Origin of the sequence: Phytopseudomonas dryadis (genome assembly GCF_004327355.1) — a bacterium.
In the GTDB taxonomy this organism is placed as follows: Bacteria; Pseudomonadota; Gammaproteobacteria; order Pseudomonadales; family Pseudomonadaceae; genus Aquipseudomonas; species Aquipseudomonas dryadis.
In genome coordinates this window covers 26,637-43,477 of record NZ_QJUM01000015.1, presented here as the reverse complement: position 1 = coordinate 43,477, position 16,841 = coordinate 26,637, and the positions used below count along the sequence as shown (strand labels likewise).

At 66.3% G+C, this 16,841-nt stretch carries 16 protein-coding genes; 7 read left to right on the top strand and 9 right to left on the bottom strand.

All coding sequences use genetic code 11. The features are described from left to right. Window positions 1-150: 150 nt before the first annotated feature. The 8 genes from DNK34_RS14030 to bioB all read right to left on the bottom strand — a co-directional run bounded on the left by DNK34_RS14030 (window position 151) and on the right by bioB (window position 7,986). A complete protein-coding gene (locus tag DNK34_RS14030) occupies window positions 151-1,956 on the bottom strand; it encodes a phenylacyl-CoA dehydrogenase (protein WP_131175681.1) in 1,806 nt (601 codons plus the stop codon). A gap of 156 nt (window positions 1,957-2,112) precedes the next feature. Next, window positions 2,113-2,862 (bottom strand): putative metalloprotease CJM1_0395 family protein, encoded by a 750-nt coding sequence (locus DNK34_RS14025; RefSeq protein WP_131175682.1) that lies wholly within the window; start codon window positions 2,860-2,862, stop codon window positions 2,113-2,115. Between the two features lie 270 nt (window positions 2,863-3,132). Further along, on the bottom strand, window positions 3,133-3,420 hold the full coding sequence (locus DNK34_RS14020) for a hypothetical protein (RefSeq protein ID WP_411269311.1): 288 nt from the start codon (window positions 3,418-3,420) through the stop codon (window positions 3,133-3,135). 68 nt (window positions 3,421-3,488) lie between these two features. Then, window positions 3,489-4,172 carry a dethiobiotin synthase gene (gene bioD / locus DNK34_RS14015; RefSeq protein WP_131175683.1) on the bottom strand — a complete coding sequence of 228 codons (684 nt, stop codon included), beginning with the start codon at window positions 4,170-4,172 and terminating at the stop codon, window positions 3,489-3,491. Further along, window positions 4,169-4,960, bottom strand: a complete 792-nt coding sequence (gene bioC, locus DNK34_RS14010; RefSeq protein ID WP_131175684.1) for a malonyl-ACP O-methyltransferase BioC — start codon at window positions 4,958-4,960, stop codon at window positions 4,169-4,171. The genes bioD and bioC overlap by 4 nt, the downstream gene beginning before the upstream one ends. Beyond that, the gene (locus DNK34_RS14005; RefSeq protein ID WP_131175685.1) at window positions 4,953-5,675 is read right to left on the bottom strand and encodes an alpha/beta fold hydrolase; all 723 of its coding nucleotides are present in this window, start codon (window positions 5,673-5,675) and stop codon (window positions 4,953-4,955) included. Before DNK34_RS14005 ends, bioC begins: the two co-directional genes overlap by 8 nt. Beyond that, window positions 5,668-6,843 (bottom strand): 8-amino-7-oxononanoate synthase, encoded by a 1,176-nt coding sequence (bioF, locus tag DNK34_RS14000; protein ID WP_131175686.1) that lies wholly within the window; start codon window positions 6,841-6,843, stop codon window positions 5,668-5,670. The genes DNK34_RS14005 and bioF overlap by 8 nt, the downstream gene beginning before the upstream one ends. An 87-nt stretch (window positions 6,844-6,930) precedes the next feature. After that, window positions 6,931-7,986, bottom strand: coding sequence for a biotin synthase BioB (bioB, locus tag DNK34_RS13995; protein WP_131175687.1), 1,056 nt, complete (start codon window positions 7,984-7,986; stop codon window positions 6,931-6,933). Between the two features lie 81 nt (window positions 7,987-8,067). Between bioB and DNK34_RS13990 the strand changes: the two genes are divergently transcribed. The 7 genes from DNK34_RS13990 to DNK34_RS13960 all read left to right on the top strand — a co-directional run bounded on the left by DNK34_RS13990 (window position 8,068) and on the right by DNK34_RS13960 (window position 16,182). Then, window positions 8,068-8,805 carry a ComF family protein gene (locus DNK34_RS13990; RefSeq protein WP_131175688.1) on the top strand — a complete coding sequence of 246 codons (738 nt, stop codon included), beginning with the start codon at window positions 8,068-8,070 and terminating at the stop codon, window positions 8,803-8,805. 55 nt (window positions 8,806-8,860) lie between these two features. Continuing rightward, window positions 8,861-9,625, top strand: coding sequence for a TOBE domain-containing protein (locus DNK34_RS13985; RefSeq protein WP_131175689.1), 765 nt, complete (start codon window positions 8,861-8,863; stop codon window positions 9,623-9,625). Window positions 9,626-9,925: 300 nt separating this feature from the next. Further along, window positions 9,926-10,900 carry a serine/threonine protein kinase gene (locus DNK34_RS13980; RefSeq protein WP_131175690.1) on the top strand — a complete coding sequence of 325 codons (975 nt, stop codon included), beginning with the start codon at window positions 9,926-9,928 and terminating at the stop codon, window positions 10,898-10,900. An 83-nt stretch (window positions 10,901-10,983) separates the two neighbouring features. After that, window positions 10,984-11,871: an EamA family transporter RarD gene (rarD, locus tag DNK34_RS13975; RefSeq protein ID WP_131175691.1), complete on the top strand. Its 888-nt coding sequence runs from the start codon at window positions 10,984-10,986 to the stop codon at window positions 11,869-11,871. A 169-nt stretch (window positions 11,872-12,040) separates the two neighbouring features. Then, the gene (locus tag DNK34_RS13970) at window positions 12,041-12,562 is read left to right on the top strand and encodes an RNA polymerase sigma factor (protein WP_131175692.1); all 522 of its coding nucleotides are present in this window, start codon (window positions 12,041-12,043) and stop codon (window positions 12,560-12,562) included. Beyond that, on the top strand, window positions 12,559-13,524 hold the full coding sequence (locus DNK34_RS13965; RefSeq protein WP_131175693.1) for a FecR family protein: 966 nt from the start codon (window positions 12,559-12,561) through the stop codon (window positions 13,522-13,524). The genes DNK34_RS13970 and DNK34_RS13965 overlap by 4 nt, the downstream gene beginning before the upstream one ends. A 231-nt stretch (window positions 13,525-13,755) precedes the next feature. After that, window positions 13,756-16,182 (top strand): TonB-dependent receptor, encoded by a 2,427-nt coding sequence (locus DNK34_RS13960; RefSeq protein WP_131175694.1) that lies wholly within the window; start codon window positions 13,756-13,758, stop codon window positions 16,180-16,182. 52 nt (window positions 16,183-16,234) lie between these two features. Here DNK34_RS13960 and DNK34_RS13955 read toward each other — a convergent pair whose 3' ends face one another. Continuing rightward, window positions 16,235-16,753: a glycine cleavage system transcriptional repressor gene (locus DNK34_RS13955; protein WP_131175695.1), complete on the bottom strand. Its 519-nt coding sequence runs from the start codon at window positions 16,751-16,753 to the stop codon at window positions 16,235-16,237. Window positions 16,754-16,841 lie beyond the last annotated feature (88 nt).

The window sequence follows — 16,841 nt, the reverse complement described above, 5'->3', positions numbered from 1 at the left end:
GACCGCCAGGGATGGCGGGTCACAAAAAATCGCCGGGAGCCATTTCTGGCATCGCCTGTGACGCCCTCCGGCTAGCCGCCAAGGATGTCTGGCCATAAAAAAACCGCGACCCGAAGGTCGCGGCCTGTACAGCACGACGCCTTAGACGGCTCAGTAGCCCAGGGCGAAATCCTCTTCGTCCATTTCCATCAGGTTGCCGGCACCGGACAGCATGGCGGCGACGTGGGCACGGGTACGCGGCAGGATACGCGCGTAGTAGAAACGCGCCGTCTGCAGCTTGGCCTTGTAGAACGCCTGATCGCCCGAACCCGCGGCAATCTTCTCGGCGGCCACGCGCGCCATGTCGGCCCAGAAGTAAGCCAGGCAGGCGTAGCCGGAGTACATCAGGTAATCCACCGAGGCGGCACCGACTTCCTCGCGATCCTTCATGGCGGCCATGCCCACTTTCATGGTCAGTTCGCCCCACTCCTTGTTCAGCCTGGCCAGCGGCTCGAGCAGCTCCTTGAGCGCCTCGTTGCCTTCGTTGGCCTGGCAGAACTTGTGCACGATCTTGGTGAAGCCCTTGAGCGCCTCGCCCTGGGTCATCAGCACCTTGCGTCCCAGCAGGTCGAGCGCCTGCACGCCGGTGGTGCCTTCGTACAGCATGGAGATACGGCTGTCGCGCACGTTCTGCTCCATGCCCCACTCGGCGATGAAGCCGTGGCCACCGTAGACCTGCACGCCGTGGTTGGCCGACTCGAAGCCGACCTCGGTCATGAACGCCTTGGCGATCGGGGTGAGGAAGGCCAGCATGGCGTCAGCGGCTTTCTTCTCTTCTTCGTTGTCGCTGTGCTGGACGATGTCGACCTGCTTGGCGGTGAAATAGACCATGGCGCGATTGCCTTCGGCGAAGGCCTTCATGGTCAGCAGCATGCGCCGCACATCGGGGTGCACGATGATCGGGTCGGCGGCCTTTTCCGGCGCCTTCGGCCCGGTCAGGGAACGCATCTGCAGACGCTCGCGAGCGTACTTGAGGCCGCCCTGGAAAGCGATCTCGGCATGGGCCAGGCCCTGCAGCGCGGTGCCCAGGCGTGCGGTGTTCATGAAGGTGAACATGCAGTTCAGGCCCTTGTTCGGCGGACCGATCAGGAAGCCGGTCGCGCCGTCGAAGTTCATCACGCAGGTGGCGTTGCCGTGGATGCCCATCTTGTGTTCCAGGGAGCCACAGGTCACCGCATTGCGTGCGCCCACACCACCATCGGCCGCCGGCAGGAACTTCGGCACGATGAACAGCGAGATACCCTTGGTGCCGGCCGGTGCATCGGGCAGGCGCGCCAGGACGATATGGACGATGTTGTCGGCCATGTCGTGCTCACCGGCGGAGATGAAGATCTTGGTGCCGCTGACCTTGTAGGAACCGTCTGCCTGGGGCTCGGCCTTGGTGCGCAGCATGCCCAGGTCGGTGCCGCAGTGTGGCTCGGTCAGGCACATGGTGCCGGTCCACTCGCCGGAGACCAGCTTGGTCAGGTAGGTCTGCTGTTGCTCTGCGGTGCCGTGGGCGGAGATGGTGTTCATCGCGCCATGGGACAGGCCGGGGTACATGCCCCACGACCAGTTGGCGCTACCGACCATTTCGCTGACCGCCAGGCCCAGGGACTCCGGCAGGCCCTGGCCGCCATGCTCGACGTCGTGCGCCAGGCTCGGCCAGCCGCCTTCGACGAACTGCTTGTAGGCTTCCTTGAAACCGGTCGGCGTCTTCACCCCGGATTCGCTCCAGGTACAGCCCTCGGTGTCACCCACACGGTTCAGCGGAGAAAGCACCTGCTCGCAGAACTTGGCGCCTTCCTCGAGGATGGCGTCGACCATGTCCGGTGTAGCGTCCTGGCAGCCAGGCAGGCTCTGATAATGCGCGTCGTAGCCGAGCAGTTCGTCACGGACGAAGCGAATATCGCGCAAGGGGGCCTTGTAATCAGGCATAGCGGGTACCTCTGCGGTGGTCTCTTATGTTTGGGTGACCGATAGCCGGTCGTTCGCGGAATCGCTTCCGACTGTCAGGCTGCCAACGCAACCAATCAAACAGGTGTTTGAAACTTACGTTTACACCCATTCCTTGTCAAGGGTAGCCAAGGATGCTCAGGCGCGTAGGTCGATAAGGCCCGACGCTTCGGGGGGCTCGGCGGAACGCCTGTAGATATCGAGATCGGCAGGGGCTACCTGGGCTGCGGAGGTCGCGCCGGGGTCAGCGGACGTGACTGACGGGTCGTCGCTTTTTTCCGACGCTTCGGCGGCTGGCCGCTCTTCCTCGGCTTCGCGGCGCTGCAACTGGGCGAGCTCACCGCGGGCGACCGCCATCTGCGCCTGGGCCTGAGCGGCCACACTGCGATCCTGGGCGGAAGGTTCGGCGGGCGCCAGCGCGGCGCGCAGCACCACCTGCATCTTGCTCAGCGTCGCCCGGGGGTCGTTGGCCACCGCACCGACGTCGATGCTCACCTCGCCAGCCGTGGCATAGCGCTTGCCGTCCGGCCCGCGGGTGTAGGTGTAGCTCGGCGCACCGGCATGCACGCCACCGACCGCGGCGTGAGCCTGCTCGTGGGTACGCACCTCTCGGTCGCGACTGGCCAGCTCGGCGATCTGCAACTGCTCCAGGCGCAGTTCCTGCTCGCTACGGGGCTTTTCCCCGGACGCAGCGGACGCGTCCCGCTCGGCCGGCTGGTCGGCCTCTTCGCGTGCACTTGGCGATTGCGGATCGTCGCTGGGAGCCCCCGGAGCGATGGGGGCAAAGGCGGCGCGGGCGATATCCGCCGAGGCAGACGACTCGACGGTCTGCGCGGGCAGCGTCGTGGGGGTCGTGGGGAAATACGAAGGGACGCCGCCGATCTGCATGTTTCCCTCCCGGCTAAGAGCCTGTTCACGATCTCGCGAGCTAGAGCCATGCAAGGACTGGACGTCCCCGCAAAAACAGGCGAGGAAGCGGACTGGGCTCGCACGCGAGTTTACGAGCTGTAAATGAGCATGCCTCGCGCTTCACTCGCCCTTCGGGTCGCGCTGAAGCGCGTTAGCCGCAAGCGGCCTGCCGAGCCTGTTTTTAACGCAGCAGGGCCGACGCGCAGCAGATCGTGAACAAGCTCTAAGACGCCCTGGCGGGCGCGCCCCTCAAGCCGTGACGTCGATCAGGGTGCCGAGCACCTTGTCCGCGGTGGCCACCACCCGGGCACCGGCCTGCGCCTCGTATTGCCCGACGCGCAGGTCGACCAGGCTGTCGGCGATATCGGCGCGGGCAGCGGAGGACTGGTTGACCTGCGCCCGCTCGGCCGCCACCGAGCCACTGGCGATATCGCCCGCGGCCTGCTCGACGCGGCGCTGGCCCGACTGGATGGTATTGATGCCGGCATTGAATGCGCCCGGGGAAATCTGCATGGTCAGCTCCAACTGCTCGAACATGGCGAATGGCTATTTAACCAGAATACGCTCAAAAAACGTACAACAAAAAACCATGACCCGCCCGGGTTCTATAGCACCAAACGCGATAGATCGAGGCAGTCCGCCACCCGCGCCGCGGTCGCCCGGGGCAGGTGCGGTACCTGCCCCAGGCAGGGCGCGGGCAAGCGTTCCAGCAGCGTGGCGAGGTTGTCCTGCAGGCGGGCGGTCTGCGGGTCGACGACATTGGCCACCCAACCCGCCAGTGGCAGGCCATCGCCGAGGATCGCCTCGGCTGTCAGCAACGCGTGATTGATGCAGCCCAGGCGCACGCCCACCACCAGGATCACCGGCAGGCCAAGGGCAACGGCCAGGTCGGCGAGGGCTTCGCGCCCGGCCAGCGGTACCCGCCAGCCACCAGCGCCCTCGACCAGGGTGAAGTCCGCCTGCTTGTGCAGAATGCGCTGTACCGCCGCCAGCAGAACCGCCACATCCAGCACGACACCGGCCTCGCGCGCGGCCAGGTGCGGAGCGATGGCCGGGGCGAAGGCCAGCGGGTTCACTTCGTCGTAGCGCAGCGCCAGGCTGCACTCATCGAGCAAGGCCAGCGCATCGTCGTTGCGCAGCCCGTCGGCCGTGGCCAGGCAACCGGAGGCCACCGGCTTGGCCGCCGCGGTGGACAGGCCGGCTCGGCGCGCGGCCTGCAGCAGGCCGGCGGCGACAGTGGTCTTGCCCACCTCGGTGTCGGTACCGGTGACGAAGAAGGCGGCGCTCATTGCACGACCGCCTTCTGCAGAACGCCATACACCACCTGATAGGTGCAGGGCAGCCCCTGGGGCTCGCGCAGACGCTCGTAGGCCGCGATCAGCGCGCGCAGGCGCGCGCGCCCGGTGAGGCCGTCCGGGCGGCCGGGGTTGAGGTTGTGCGCACCGAGCGCCTTGAGCTCGCCGCTCAGGCTGCGCAGGTCGGCGAAATGCAGCTGCCGGGGCAAGCACTGCAGGCCGAGCACCTGCAGATCGCTGGCGGCACAGAGCGCCTGGTAGGTCTCGAGGGAGCGGAAGCGGTTGACGTGGACGAAGCCATCCACTGCCTGCCAGCTGTCGCGCAGCTCCTGCAGCGTGCCGACACACAGGCTGCTGAACGCCAGCACGCCACCCGGGCGCAAGACCCGCCGCGCCTCGCCGAGCACGGCCTGGAAATCGCTGCACCACTGCAGCGCCAGGCTGGAGAAGATCAGGTCGCAGCATGCGTCGCCCAGGGGCAGTTGCTCGGCATCGGCGGCAATGAAGTGCGCCGCGCCGCCCTGGGGCCGGGCATGCCGCAGCATGCCCTCGGCGATATCCAGCGCCAGCCCCTCGGCGCGCTCGAAACGGCGCCCCAGTTCGCGGCTGAAATAGCCGGTGCCACAACCGAGATCGAGCCAGCGTCGTGGCGCGAGGCGCTGCGGCAACTGTGCCAGCAGTTGATGGCCGACCTCGCGCTGCAGGGCGGCGACGCTGTCGTAACTGGCCGCGGCGCGGGAAAAGGAGGCCGCTACCTGGCGCTTGTCGGGGAGCTCAGGCATGCCCGGCCTCGCTGATGAAACGCACCAGGGTCTGCGCCACCTCGTCGGCCCGCTCGACCACGCCGGCATGGCTGGCGCCCTCCAGTTGGCGCACCTCGGCCGCGGGCAGAAATGCCCGCAGGGCCTCGGCAGCGCTCGCCGGCAGCAGGGCGTCCTGCCCGGCGAGCAGGTGCAATTGCGGCCCGGCAAAAGCCCGCAGGGCGGCGCGGCCATCCAGGCTGTGCAACAGATCCAGGCCCGCCAGCAAGGTGCCCGGCAACGGCTCGGGCGCAGCCGCCAGCAAGCGCCGCGACAGCTGCCGGGCATCCGCCGCGCCCTGGCTGCAGAGCGAGGCGAAGCGCTTGAGGGTGGCGCGCTCATCGCTGGCACAGGCGGCGCGAAAGGCGGCGAAGGTCGCGCTCGGCATCGCCGCGGGCCAGGTCGCGCGGGCGACGAAACAGGCGTTGCTGGCCAGCGTCAGCAGTCCGCGGCAGCGTTCGCCACGGCGCGCCGCCAAGGCGCTGGCGAGCATGCCGCCCAGCGACCAGCCGGCCAGCCAGCTGTCCGTGGGCAGGCGGGCGTCCAGGGCATCGAGCCAGGCCTCGGGTTCGGCCGTGGCGAGCGCCGGCAGCGCCTCGATACGCACGCTGAAGCGTCCGCTCAAGCGCTCAGCCAGGGGCTGCAGAGGCGCCTGGCCCAGCCCCCAGCCGGGCAATAGCAGCAGTTGCTCAGGCATCGCCCGCCTCCACCAGCAGCGGCCAGCAGGCCGCCAGGGCCTCCAGCAGACGGTCGACCTGTGCGCCGTCATGGGCCGCGGACAGGGTCACCCGCAGCCGGGCGCTGCCCATCGCCACGGTCGGCGGGCGAATCGCCGTCACCAGGATGCCGCGCTCGCGCAGCAGCTGCGATAGCTGCAGCGCCCGGGCGCTGTCGCCGACCAGGATCGGCTGGATCGGCGTGGTGCTGTCCATCAGGCTCAGGCCGATACGGGCGGCGCCGTCACGGAAACGGCGGATCAGCGCGGCGAGGTGCTCGCGGCGCCAGTGTTCGCTGCGCAGCAATTGCAGGCTCTGCAGGGTGGCGCAGGCCAGGGCGGGCGGCTGGCTGGTGGTGTAGATGTAGGGCCGGGCGAACTGCACCAGGGTCTCGATCAGCTCGTCGCTGCCAGCCACGAAGGCGCCCGCGGTACCGAAGGCCTTGCCCAGGGTGCCGACCAGCACCTGGACATCGTCCTGGCCCAGGCCGAAGTGCTCGACGATGCCGCCACCGCTGGCGCCCAGCGGGCCGAAACCATGGGCATCGTCGACCATCACCCAGGCGCCCCGGCTGCGCGCCTCGCGGCACAAGGCCGGCAGATCGGCGAGGTCGCCATCCATGCTGAACACGCCGTCGCTGACCACCAGGGTGTCGCCCCTGGCCTTGTCCAGGCGCGTGGCCAGGCTGGCGGCGTCGTTGTGCGGATAACGGGAAAAGCGCGCCCCGGACAACAGCCCGGCATCCAGCAGGGAGGCGTGGTTGAGGCGATCCTCCAGCACTGTGTCGCCTGGCCCCAGCAGCGCGGTGACGGCGCCGAGGTTGGCCATGTAGCCGGTGGAGAACAGCAACGCCCGCGGCCGCCCGGTGAAGTCGGCCAGGGCCTCTTCCAGCTCATGGTGCGGCGTGCTGTGCCCGATCACCAGGTGCGAGGCGCCACCGCCCACGCCCCAGCGTCGCGCGCCGGCGCGCCAGGCCTCGATCACCAGCGGGTGGTTGGCCAGCCCCAGGTAATCGTTGGAGCAGAACGCCAGCAACTCGCGGCCATCGACCCGCACCAGCGGGCCCTGGGGGCTGTCGAGCAGGGGCCGCTGGCGATAGAGGTCGGCCACGCGGCGTTCGGCGAGGCGGGATGCGAGATCGAAAGACATAAAGGCTCGATAAAAGCGGCTGGAGGCTTGAGGCTGGACGAGAAAGCCCTCTCGTTCAGCGTTCAGCCTCTAGCCTTCAGCGTCTTTTTATAATGCGGCGTTATAGAACAGCCGCGAGTCGCGCTGCTCGACCAGGGCCTGCTCGATGGCGGCCTGGTGCACCTCGTCGGCATGTTCCTCGCGGGCTTCCGGCTGGATGCCGAGGCGGGCGAACAGTTGCATGTCCTTGTCGGCCTGGGGGTTGGCGGTGGTCAGCAGCTTCTCGCCGTAGAAGATCGAGTTGGCGCCGGCGAAGAAGGCCAGGGCCTGCATCTGCTCGTTCATCGCCTCGCGCCCGGCCGACAGCCGGACGTGGGACCTGGGCATCATGATCCGCGCCACCGCGAGCATGCGGATGAAGTCGAACGGGTCGACGTCGTCCTCGTTGGCCAGCGGCGTGCCCTCGACCTTGACCAGCATGTTGATCGGTACCGACTCCGGATGCTCCGGCAGGTTGGCCAGTTGGATCAGCAGACCGGCGCGGTCGTCCAGGGACTCGCCCAGGCCGAGGATGCCGCCGGAACAGATCTTCATGCCCGACTCGCGCACGTAAGCCAGGGTCTGCAAACGCTCGCTGTAGGTGCGGGTGGTGATGATGTTGCCGTAGAACTCCGGCGAGGTGTCGAGGTTGTGGTTGTAGTAGTCCAGGCCGGCCTCGGCCAGGGCGCGGGTCTGCTCCTGGTCGAGCCGGCCCAGGGTCATGCAGGTCTCCAGGCCCAGGGCCTTCACCCCTTCGACCATCTTCAGCACGTAGGGCATGTCCTTGGCCGACGGGTGCTTCCAGGCCGCGCCCATGCAGAAACGGGTCGAGCCGATGGCCTTGGCCTCGGCGGCGGCCTCCAGCACCTTCTGCACTTCCATCAGCTTCTGCTTGTCCAGCCCGGTGTTGTAGTGGCCGGACTGCGGGCAATACTTGCAGTCTTCCGGGCAGGCGCCGGTCTTGATCGACAGCAGGGTGGAAACCTGCACGCGGTTGGCGTCGAAATGGGCGCGGTGCACGCTCTGCGCCTGGAACAGCAGATCGTTGAAGGGCTGCTGGAACAGCGCCCTGACTTCGGCGAGCGTCCAGTCGTGACGCAGGTGGGCGGCGGTGCTAGCGCTCATGGGCAAGTCCTTATCAGAGGCAAACGGCCTGCTACAGTCAGCAGACCCAACACGGATGTTCGGCATAGTTAGGGAAGGCTCATGCACTGTCAACCTTGGAAATACACAAAGGTTTACAACTGGTTAAAAAACAGACAAACCTGTTTGCTGTGCGACGCCGGCGGCGAGACCGCCCTGCCCCTGTGCGGCGAGTGCGAAGCGGATCTGCCCTGGCTGGGCGCTCGTTGCCAGGTCTGTGCGCTGCCCCTGTCCGTCGAGGGGCTGACCTGCGGGACGTGCCTGAAGCGACCGCCCGCCTTCTCCCGGGTCGAAGCGCCCTGGCGCTATGCCTTCCCGGTCGACACCCTGATCAACCGCTTCAAGCACCAGGCCCGCTGGCCGATGGGCCGGCTGCTCGCCGAGCTGCTCGCCAGCCACCTGCTGCATGCCTACGCGGAAGGCCTGCCCCGGCCGCAACTGCTGCTACCAGTGCCACTGGCCCGGCGTCGCGAGCGCCAGCGCGGTTTCAACCAGGCGCTGCTGCTCGGCCAGTGGCTGAGCAAGCCCCTGGGGATGCCCCTGCACGGCGACTGGTTGCTCAGGCACAACGATACCCAGGCCCAGCAAGGCCTCGATGCCGCCGCACGCCGGCGCAACCTGCGCGGCGCCTTCGGCTTGAGCCAGCGGGCCTGGGTGGCGGATCGGCATGTGGCGCTGGTCGACGATGTGCTCACCACCGGCGCCACGGCACAGCAACTGGCCCTGCTGCTGAAGCGCGCCGGCGCGTTGCGGGTCGACGTCTATTGCCTGGCCCGCACGCCAGCGCCGGGTGAGGATTGACGGCCCCCGCGCCCTCGCGCACATTGTCCCGCCAGCGTGAATGCAACCACAGGCCATGACCGATCTCACCCTGCTCGCCCAGCATGTCACCCGCCGCCCGCAGCGCATCGCCCTGCTCGAGCAGATCGCCGAACAGGGCTCGATCACCCGTGCGGCCAAGGCCGCGGGCCTCAGCTACAAGGCCGCCTGGGACGCCATCGACGAGCTCAACAACCTCGCCGAACAGCCGCTGGTCGCCCGCAGCGTCGGCGGCAAGGGCGGCGGCGGCGCCCGCCTGACCACCGCTGGCGAGCGTCTCCTGTCGCTCTATGGCCGCCTGCAGGCCATTCAGGCCCAGGTGCTGCAAGCCGCCGAGGACGATGCCGACCTGCAACTGCTCGGCCGCCTGATGCTACGCACCAGCGCGCGCAATCAGTTGAGCGGCAAGGTGCGGTCGATCACGGCCCAGGGCTGCAACGACCTGGTCGAGATCGAGCTGCCCGGCGGCATGCCGATCCGCGCGCAGATCACCCGCGGCAGCACACAACGCCTGCAGTTGCAGCCCGGCAGCTCGCTGGTGGCGCTGATCAAGGCCGGCTGGCTGCAGCTCAGCGCGCCCGCGCAGCCGGCCGACCCGCGGCTCAATCTGTTGCCGGGGCGCATCGAACAGATCCTCGGCGAAGCCGACGGCCCCAGCGAAGTGCGCATCGCCCTGGCCAATGGGCAGACGCTCTGCGCCCTGGCCGAGGTCGTCGACCTCGAAGCCCAGGGGCTGCGGGTCGGCAGTATGGTGCGGGTGCAGTTCGCCGCCAGTCAGGTGCTGCTGGGCACGCAAATCTAGCGTGAAAGAACCTGCTTCCAGGGCAATGGCTGCCAGCGCATCGCCCCGAGGTCCACTCTCGCGGCGGACCGGCCATTGCAGCCGCGCCCCCGCGGCAGTTGGCGGCTGCGACGCGGATGGCGACTTTCACCCTTCAAGACGGCCATGACCGTTAGCCGCCATCGCGTCTGAAGCGCGGAACGCATCGCTGCTGCAGGCTTCTTACAGAGCGTAAGCGCGGCCCATATGTCGCGAACGCCGAAATACGGCGTTCCCGGTCGCGCAGGCGTTACACTCAGCGCCCAACCGACGGAGCCGCGCATGTCCCATCCCTTTGCCACCCTTACGCCCGACCTGGTACTGGATGCCGTGGAAAGCCTCGGTTATCTCAGCGACGCCCGGGTGCTGGCGCTCAACAGTTACGAGAACCGTGTCTATCAGGTCGGTATCGAAGGGGAAACGCCGCTGATCGCCAAGTTCTACCGCCCCCAGCGCTGGAGCGACGAGGCGATTCGCGAGGAGCACAGCTTCACCTTCGAGCTGGCCGATTGCGACGTGCCGGTGGTGGCGCCGCTGCAACGCGACGGCGATACCCTGTTCGAGCACGCGGGCTTCCGCTTCTCCCTGTTTCCCCGTCGTGGCGGCCGCGCGCCGGAGCCCGGCAACCTCGATCAGTTGTATCGCCTGGGGCAACTGCTCGGCCGCCTGCACGCGGTTGGCAGCCTGCGTCCCTTCGTGCACCGCGAGGCGCTGCAGGTGGACAACTTCGGCCATGCCTCGCTGGCCACGCTGCTGGACGGCGGTTTCATCCCCCGCAGCCTGTTGCCGGCCTACGAGTCGGTGGCGCGCGATCTGCTGGGGCGCCTGGACAGCCTGTTCGCCGCCAACCCGGTGCAGGCGATCCGCCTGCATGGCGACTGCCATCCGGGCAACCTGCTGTGCCGCGACGACACCTTCCATATGGTCGACCTGGACGATTGCCGCATGGGTCCGGCGGTGCAGGACCTGTGGATGATGCTCGCCGGCGAACGCCACGAACGGCTCGGCCAGCTGTCGGAACTGATGGACGGCTACCAGGAGTTCCACGACTTCAACCCGCGCGAACTGCCGTTGATCGAGGGCCTGCGCGCCCTGCGCCTGATGCACTACAGCGCCTGGCTGGCGCGGCGCTGGGACGACCCGGCCTTCCCGCACAGTTTCCCCTGGTTCGGCAGCGAGCGTTACTGGGGTGAACAGGTGTTGATGTTGCGCGAGCAGATGGCCGCCCTCGACGAAGAGCCCCTGAGACTGTACTGAGGGGCCGCCAAGAAAAAGCTGAACGGACGGACAACGGCGGATAGAATCACCGTCCTCCGTTCGTCGCCCGTACAAGGACAACCATGGCCACCGCCGACCCGCGTCGCGGCTACATTCTGGGCCTTGCCGCCTACACCATCTGGGGCCTGTTCCCGATCTACTTCAAAGCCATCCAGGCGGTGCCGCCGCTGGAAATCATCGTCCACCGCGCGCTCTGGTCGGCGCTGTTCGGCGCCGCCCTGCTGCTGGTCTGGAAGCATCCGGGCTGGCTGCGCGAACTGCGCGAAAACCCCAGGCGCTTCGCCGTACTGACCGCCAGCGGCGTGCTGGTCGCCAGCAACTGGCTGGTCTACGTCTGGGCGGTGAACAACGAACGCATGCTCGAGGCCAGCCTCGGCTATTACATCAACCCGCTGGTCAACGTACTGCTCGGCATGCTGCTGCTCGGCGAGCGCCTGCGCCGCCTGCAATGGCTGGCAGTGGCGCTGGCGGCAACCGGTGTGGCGCAACAGTTGTGGCAGGTCGGCAGCCTGCCCTGGGTCTCGCTGTTCCTGGCGTTGTCCTTCGCCTTCTACGGACTGATCCGCAAGCAGGCCCCGGTTGCGGCGTTGCCTGGCCTGGTGGTGGAAACCTGGTTGCTGCTGCCGCTGGCGATCGGCTGGCTACTGCTGCATCCGGCCGCGATGAGCAGCCAGCCGGCGTTCTGGACCACCTCCGAGGCGCTCTGGCTGATGGCCGCCGGCCCGGTCACGCTGATCCCGCTGGTGTGCTTCAACGCCGCCGCCCGGCACCTGCCCTACACCACGCTGGGCTTTCTGCAGTACGTCGCGCCGACCCTGGTGCTGCTGCTGGCGGTCTTCGTCTTCGGCGAGCATTTCGACCCGAGCAAGCTGCTGTCCTTCGTCTTCATCTGGGCCGGCTTGGCCGTCTACAGCCTCGATGTCTGGCGGACTCTGCGCCGGCGCAGCTAGACCAGCGTCCCCGATGCCAGCCGCCTGCGGTCAGAACCGATGGCGGCAGCGGCCGGTATCGCGCAGAAAACCGACCACCAGCGATTGCAGGCTATAGTTGCATCCTGCAATCATATGCGAATCATTATTGCTTTATATCGTACCTTGCTCCCTATTCACGGAGACGATCGTGTCCGCCGGGCAATCCACGCACCAGCAACTGACCAGCCAGCTCTATCGCGATCACCGCGACTGGCTGCTCGGCTGGCTGCGCAAAAGTCTGAGCTGCCCACAGCGCGCCGAGGATCTCAGCCAGGACACCTTCGTCCGGGTGCTGGGCAAGGCCGACCTGCAGCAGTTGCGTGAGCCGCGCGCCCTGCTCGGCACCATCGCCCGTGGCCTGCTGATCGATCATTTCCGCCGCAGCGCCCTGGAAAGGGCCTACCTGGACGAACTGAGCCGTACCCCGCAAGCCGTGCACGGCGGCCCCGAGGAACAGGCCCTGGTGCTCGAGGCCCTGCGCGAGATCGACCGCCTGCTGGGCAACCTGTCGCTCAAGGCCCGCAGCGCCTTCCTCTACAACCGCATCGACGGGCTGGGCCACGCCGAGATCGCCGGCCTCCTCGGGGTTTCCGTACCGCGCGTACGCCAGTACTTGGCCCAGGCGCTGCGCCAGTGCTACATCGCCGCCTACGGAGAGCCGGCGGCATGAAACAGCTGCCGGTCAGCAACCGGGTGCTCGATGCCGCCATCGACTGGCAACTGTGCCTGGGCTCCGGCGCCGCCAGCGAACGCCAGCAGGCCGAGTTCCAATGCTGGCTGGCGGCCGACCAGGAACACGCCAGGGCCTGGGCCCAACTGACCGGCATCGATCAACGCCTCGAGGCCGCCGGCAGCCAGCCGGCACGCCGCGCCCTGCTGCAACGCCCGGCCAGATCCTCCCTGGCGCGCAACGCCGGGCGTTTGCTCGGGCTGCTGCTGGTCGGCGGCCTGTGCCTGGGCCTGGTCGATCGCCAGCGGCCGCTGAGCGACTGGCTAGCCGACGAAGTCACCGCCAGCGGCGAACAGCGCGAACTGCAGTTGTCGGATCGCAGCCGGGTGCGTCTGAACAGCCGCACCGCGCTGGATATCGACTTCAGCCCCAGCCAGCGCCGGCTGTTTCTGCGCAGTGGCGAGATCCTCGTGGAAACCGGCCATGGCGACGCCAGACCGTTCCTGGTGGAAACCGAACACGGCAGCCTGCGCGCGCTGGGGACGCGCTTCCTGGTGCGTCATGAGGATCAGGGCACGCGCCTGATCGTGCTGCAGTCGGCAGTCGCCGCCCATCCTCAACGCGGAGACGACGAACGGGTGATCGAACAGGGCCAGCAGGTACTCATGAACAGCGCCGGGCTCGGCGACAACCTCGCCGCGCCGGCGGCGGCGGATGCCTGGATGCACGGCATGCTGGTGGTCGAGAACGTACGCCTGGCCGATCTGCTGCAGCGTCTCGCCGAGTACCAGCGCGGCCACCTGGGCGTCGCCGACAGCATCGCCGACCTGCGCATCAGCGGCAGCTTCCCGCTACGCAACCGCGAACAGGCCCTGGCCGCGCTGCCAGCCAGCCTGCCGGTGCGCGTCGAGCGCTACACCGACTGGTGGATCAAGGTCGTCCCGCAGACGGAAACGCCGTAGATCGGATAGGCAGCCCTGAGCATCAAGCCGGATGGCCGCCCGGCCCCTCCCACAACTCGTAGGATGGGTGAAACCCATCAATATGCCGATGGGTTTCACCCATCCTACGTCCGCTTCCGCTCCGCCTTGTAGCTGTTGTTTCTGAAAAAATGCGCAGCGGCCCTATCACTTTTTGCATCTGCTTCGGCAATAGGGAATCGAGGCACACTTTCCCTCCAGGAGCAGCTTGCAATGCAGATGTTCAGCCGTAACCCCTTCCGCCCGAGCCTGCTGGTCGCCGCCATGGCGCTGGCCAGCCTGCCGACGATCGGCCTGGCCCAAACGACGGAATCCGCCGCCGTCCGCCATTACCAGCTGCCTGCCGCGCCTCTGGCCAGTTCGCTCAACCAGATCGCCAGCCAGGCCGGCGTGGTGTTGAGCATCGACCCGAGCCTGACCGCCGGCAAGACCGCCCAGCCGGTGCAGGGCGAGTTCGACACCCAGGGCGCACTGCGCCGCGCGCTGTCCGGTACCGGCCTGGTGCTGGTGCCGGGTGCGGCCGGTACCTATAGCGTGCAGCCGGTAGCGGAGGAAGGCAGCCTCGCATTGCCCGAAACCAGTATCAGTGCGAGTTCAGTAGCGGATGATGGCGGCGAATCCTCCGGCTACCGTGCGACAAGCGTGAAGAACATCGGGGCGCTTGGCGGCATGAGTCTGCAGGACGCGCCTTATTCGATCAGCGTCGTTTCCAGCGATCTGATGCGCAACATCCAGGCAACCTCGATCGATGATGTGTTCAAGCTCAATCCTTCCACTCAGTTCACCTCCCCATCCACTGCGGGCTATGCCAGTTCGGTCAGCGTCCGTGGTTTCAGCGACCTGGGTAACCTGAACATCGCCAATGACGGCCTGCGTTTCAGCAACGCCTCCGACAGCGGCAATTTCGTGGAGGAAATGGAGCGCCTGGAAATCATCACGGGCCTGAGCGGCTTTCTGTATGGCCCCGCAGCACCCGGTGGCCTGGTCAACTATGTACTCAAGCGGCCTACCTATGAACGCTACAACAGCGTGACCCTGGGCAATGCCGGCGGCGAGAACTATTACCTGCACGGTGACTTTGGCGGCAAGATCGACGATCAGGGTGTCTTCGCCTACCGCGTCAACCTGCTCACGCAGGATGGCGAGACCGCCATCGACATGCAGAAACGTCGGCGCCAACTGGTCAGCCTGGCACTGGACTGGAACGTCAACGACGACCTGCAGATCCAGTTCGATGCCTCTTACAAGGAAAACCAGACCCGTGGCCTGACCAGCTACTGGTATTTCGCCGACCAGGCCTATCGCCCGGATGCGAGCGACCTGAAGAACGATGAGCTATACAGCCAACGCTGGGCATTCTCCGACAGCGAGCACAAGCGGGTCGGCAGCCGCTTCGACTGGAAACTCAGCGAAATCTTCAGTTTGCGCGGTGCTCTCGCATACGACCTGAACGAAACCCAGTACGCCTACACCGGCCCTAGTTTCTACAACCCGGATACCTATGTGCAGGAGCTCTATGCTTTCGCGCCGGTAGAGCGGGAAGAAACCTCGGGCTATCTGTTCCTCGACTCGGCTTTCGATACGGGTGGCATTGGCCATAAGGTCACCCTTGGCTATCAGGGCAACATTGCCCGTGAGCGCAACTACACCGATTACATCGATCTGGATTACCAATACGGCTCAGTAATCGGAAACCGCCCGATCAGTGACCGTCCGCAAGTACCCAAACCACCTTATTCCGTCGGACATGGTGACCAACACCTCTCGTCACGCACGCAATCCGATAATGTGCTGATTGGCGACGTGATTACATTCAACGAGCAGTGGTCGTCCGTACTGGGCGTAACGCGTACGCGCATCAAGACATTCAGCGATAATTTCGTGTGGGTCGAAGCGTTCCCCACGTTCCCACCTGAGATCGAGAACTACAGCAAGAGCAAAACCTCTCCCAATATCTCCCTGATCTATAAACCGCAACCCTGGATCACCACGTATGCGACTTATATTGAAGGTCTGCAAGCAGGCGGTATTGCTCCGAGTGGATCGATCAATGCGGGCCAGGTTCTGTCACCCGCGGTCAGTGAACAATATGAGGTCGGGGTGAAGGCCACACTGGGAGAAACACTCCTGACAGCCGCCCTTTTCAACATTGAAAAGCCAAACAGCTTCACCAACGACCAAAACGTTTATGTCCAAGACGGCAAACAGGAAAACACCGGCCTGGAGCTCGGCCTGACCGGCAAGGTGACGCCAGATTTGACCCTGGTAGCCGGCCTGACATTGCTGGATCCAGAAGTGAAGAAAACAGCCTCCGCCGCTACCGATGGCAAGAAACCGGTGGGTGTCGCATCGCAATTGGCCAAACTCTATGGCGAATACGAAATCGGCGCAGTGCCTGGGCTGGCCCTGACTGGCGGTGCCTACTACACAGGCAAGCAATACGCCGATGAGGCCAACCAGCACAGCCTGCCGTCGTTCACCACCTTCGATGCCGGCGCTCGCTACCGCGTCCCAGTGGCTGACAACAGCCTGACCTTGCGCGCCAACGTCAGCAACCTGACGGACAAGGACTACTGGCTGAGCCGCCATTATCTCGGTGCACCGCGCACCCTGTCCTTCTCGGCACAGTTGGAGTTCTAAGTCAGCGTAGTACCCGATCCTCATGTCCGGCTCGCACGGACATGAGGATCACCTAGCCTTCCATGCGCAGATTCAACTCCACCATCAGGTCATCGGCCAGGGTCTCCAGGGACGTCTGCAGCACGCTCAGCGCCAGCCCCTCGGGTACCGCCAGTTGGGCCTCGGCATGGAACAGCGGCTCGCCGCTCATCGGTGCCGGGGTCACTTCGGTGTTCAGGTTCTCCAGATTCACCCCGTGCTCGGCGAGCAGGCGGCTGATATCGCGCACGATGCCCGGGCGGTCGTTGCCGAGCAGATCCAGGTGAATCGACTTCCAGGTACAGGATGGCTCGCTGCCGGCCGGCGCCAGCAGGACGCGGATGCCATGGGCGCTGAGCCCCTGCAGCGCTTCGACCAGTTCGCCGTGGGACTGCGGCGGCACATCCACCCGCAGGATGCCGGCGAACTGTCCGGCCATGCGTGACATGCGGCTTTCCAGCCAGTTGCCGCCGTGGCTGGCGACACACTGGGCGACACGCTCGACCAGACCGGGTTGGTCCTGGGCGATGACGCTCAGTATCAGGTGATCCATGTTGGCTTCCTCGTGCAAGGGCGGCTCAGCTCAGATCGAGCCAGTACCGATGAAAGACCGCGTCACGGACTTGAGCGCGACGCTCGTA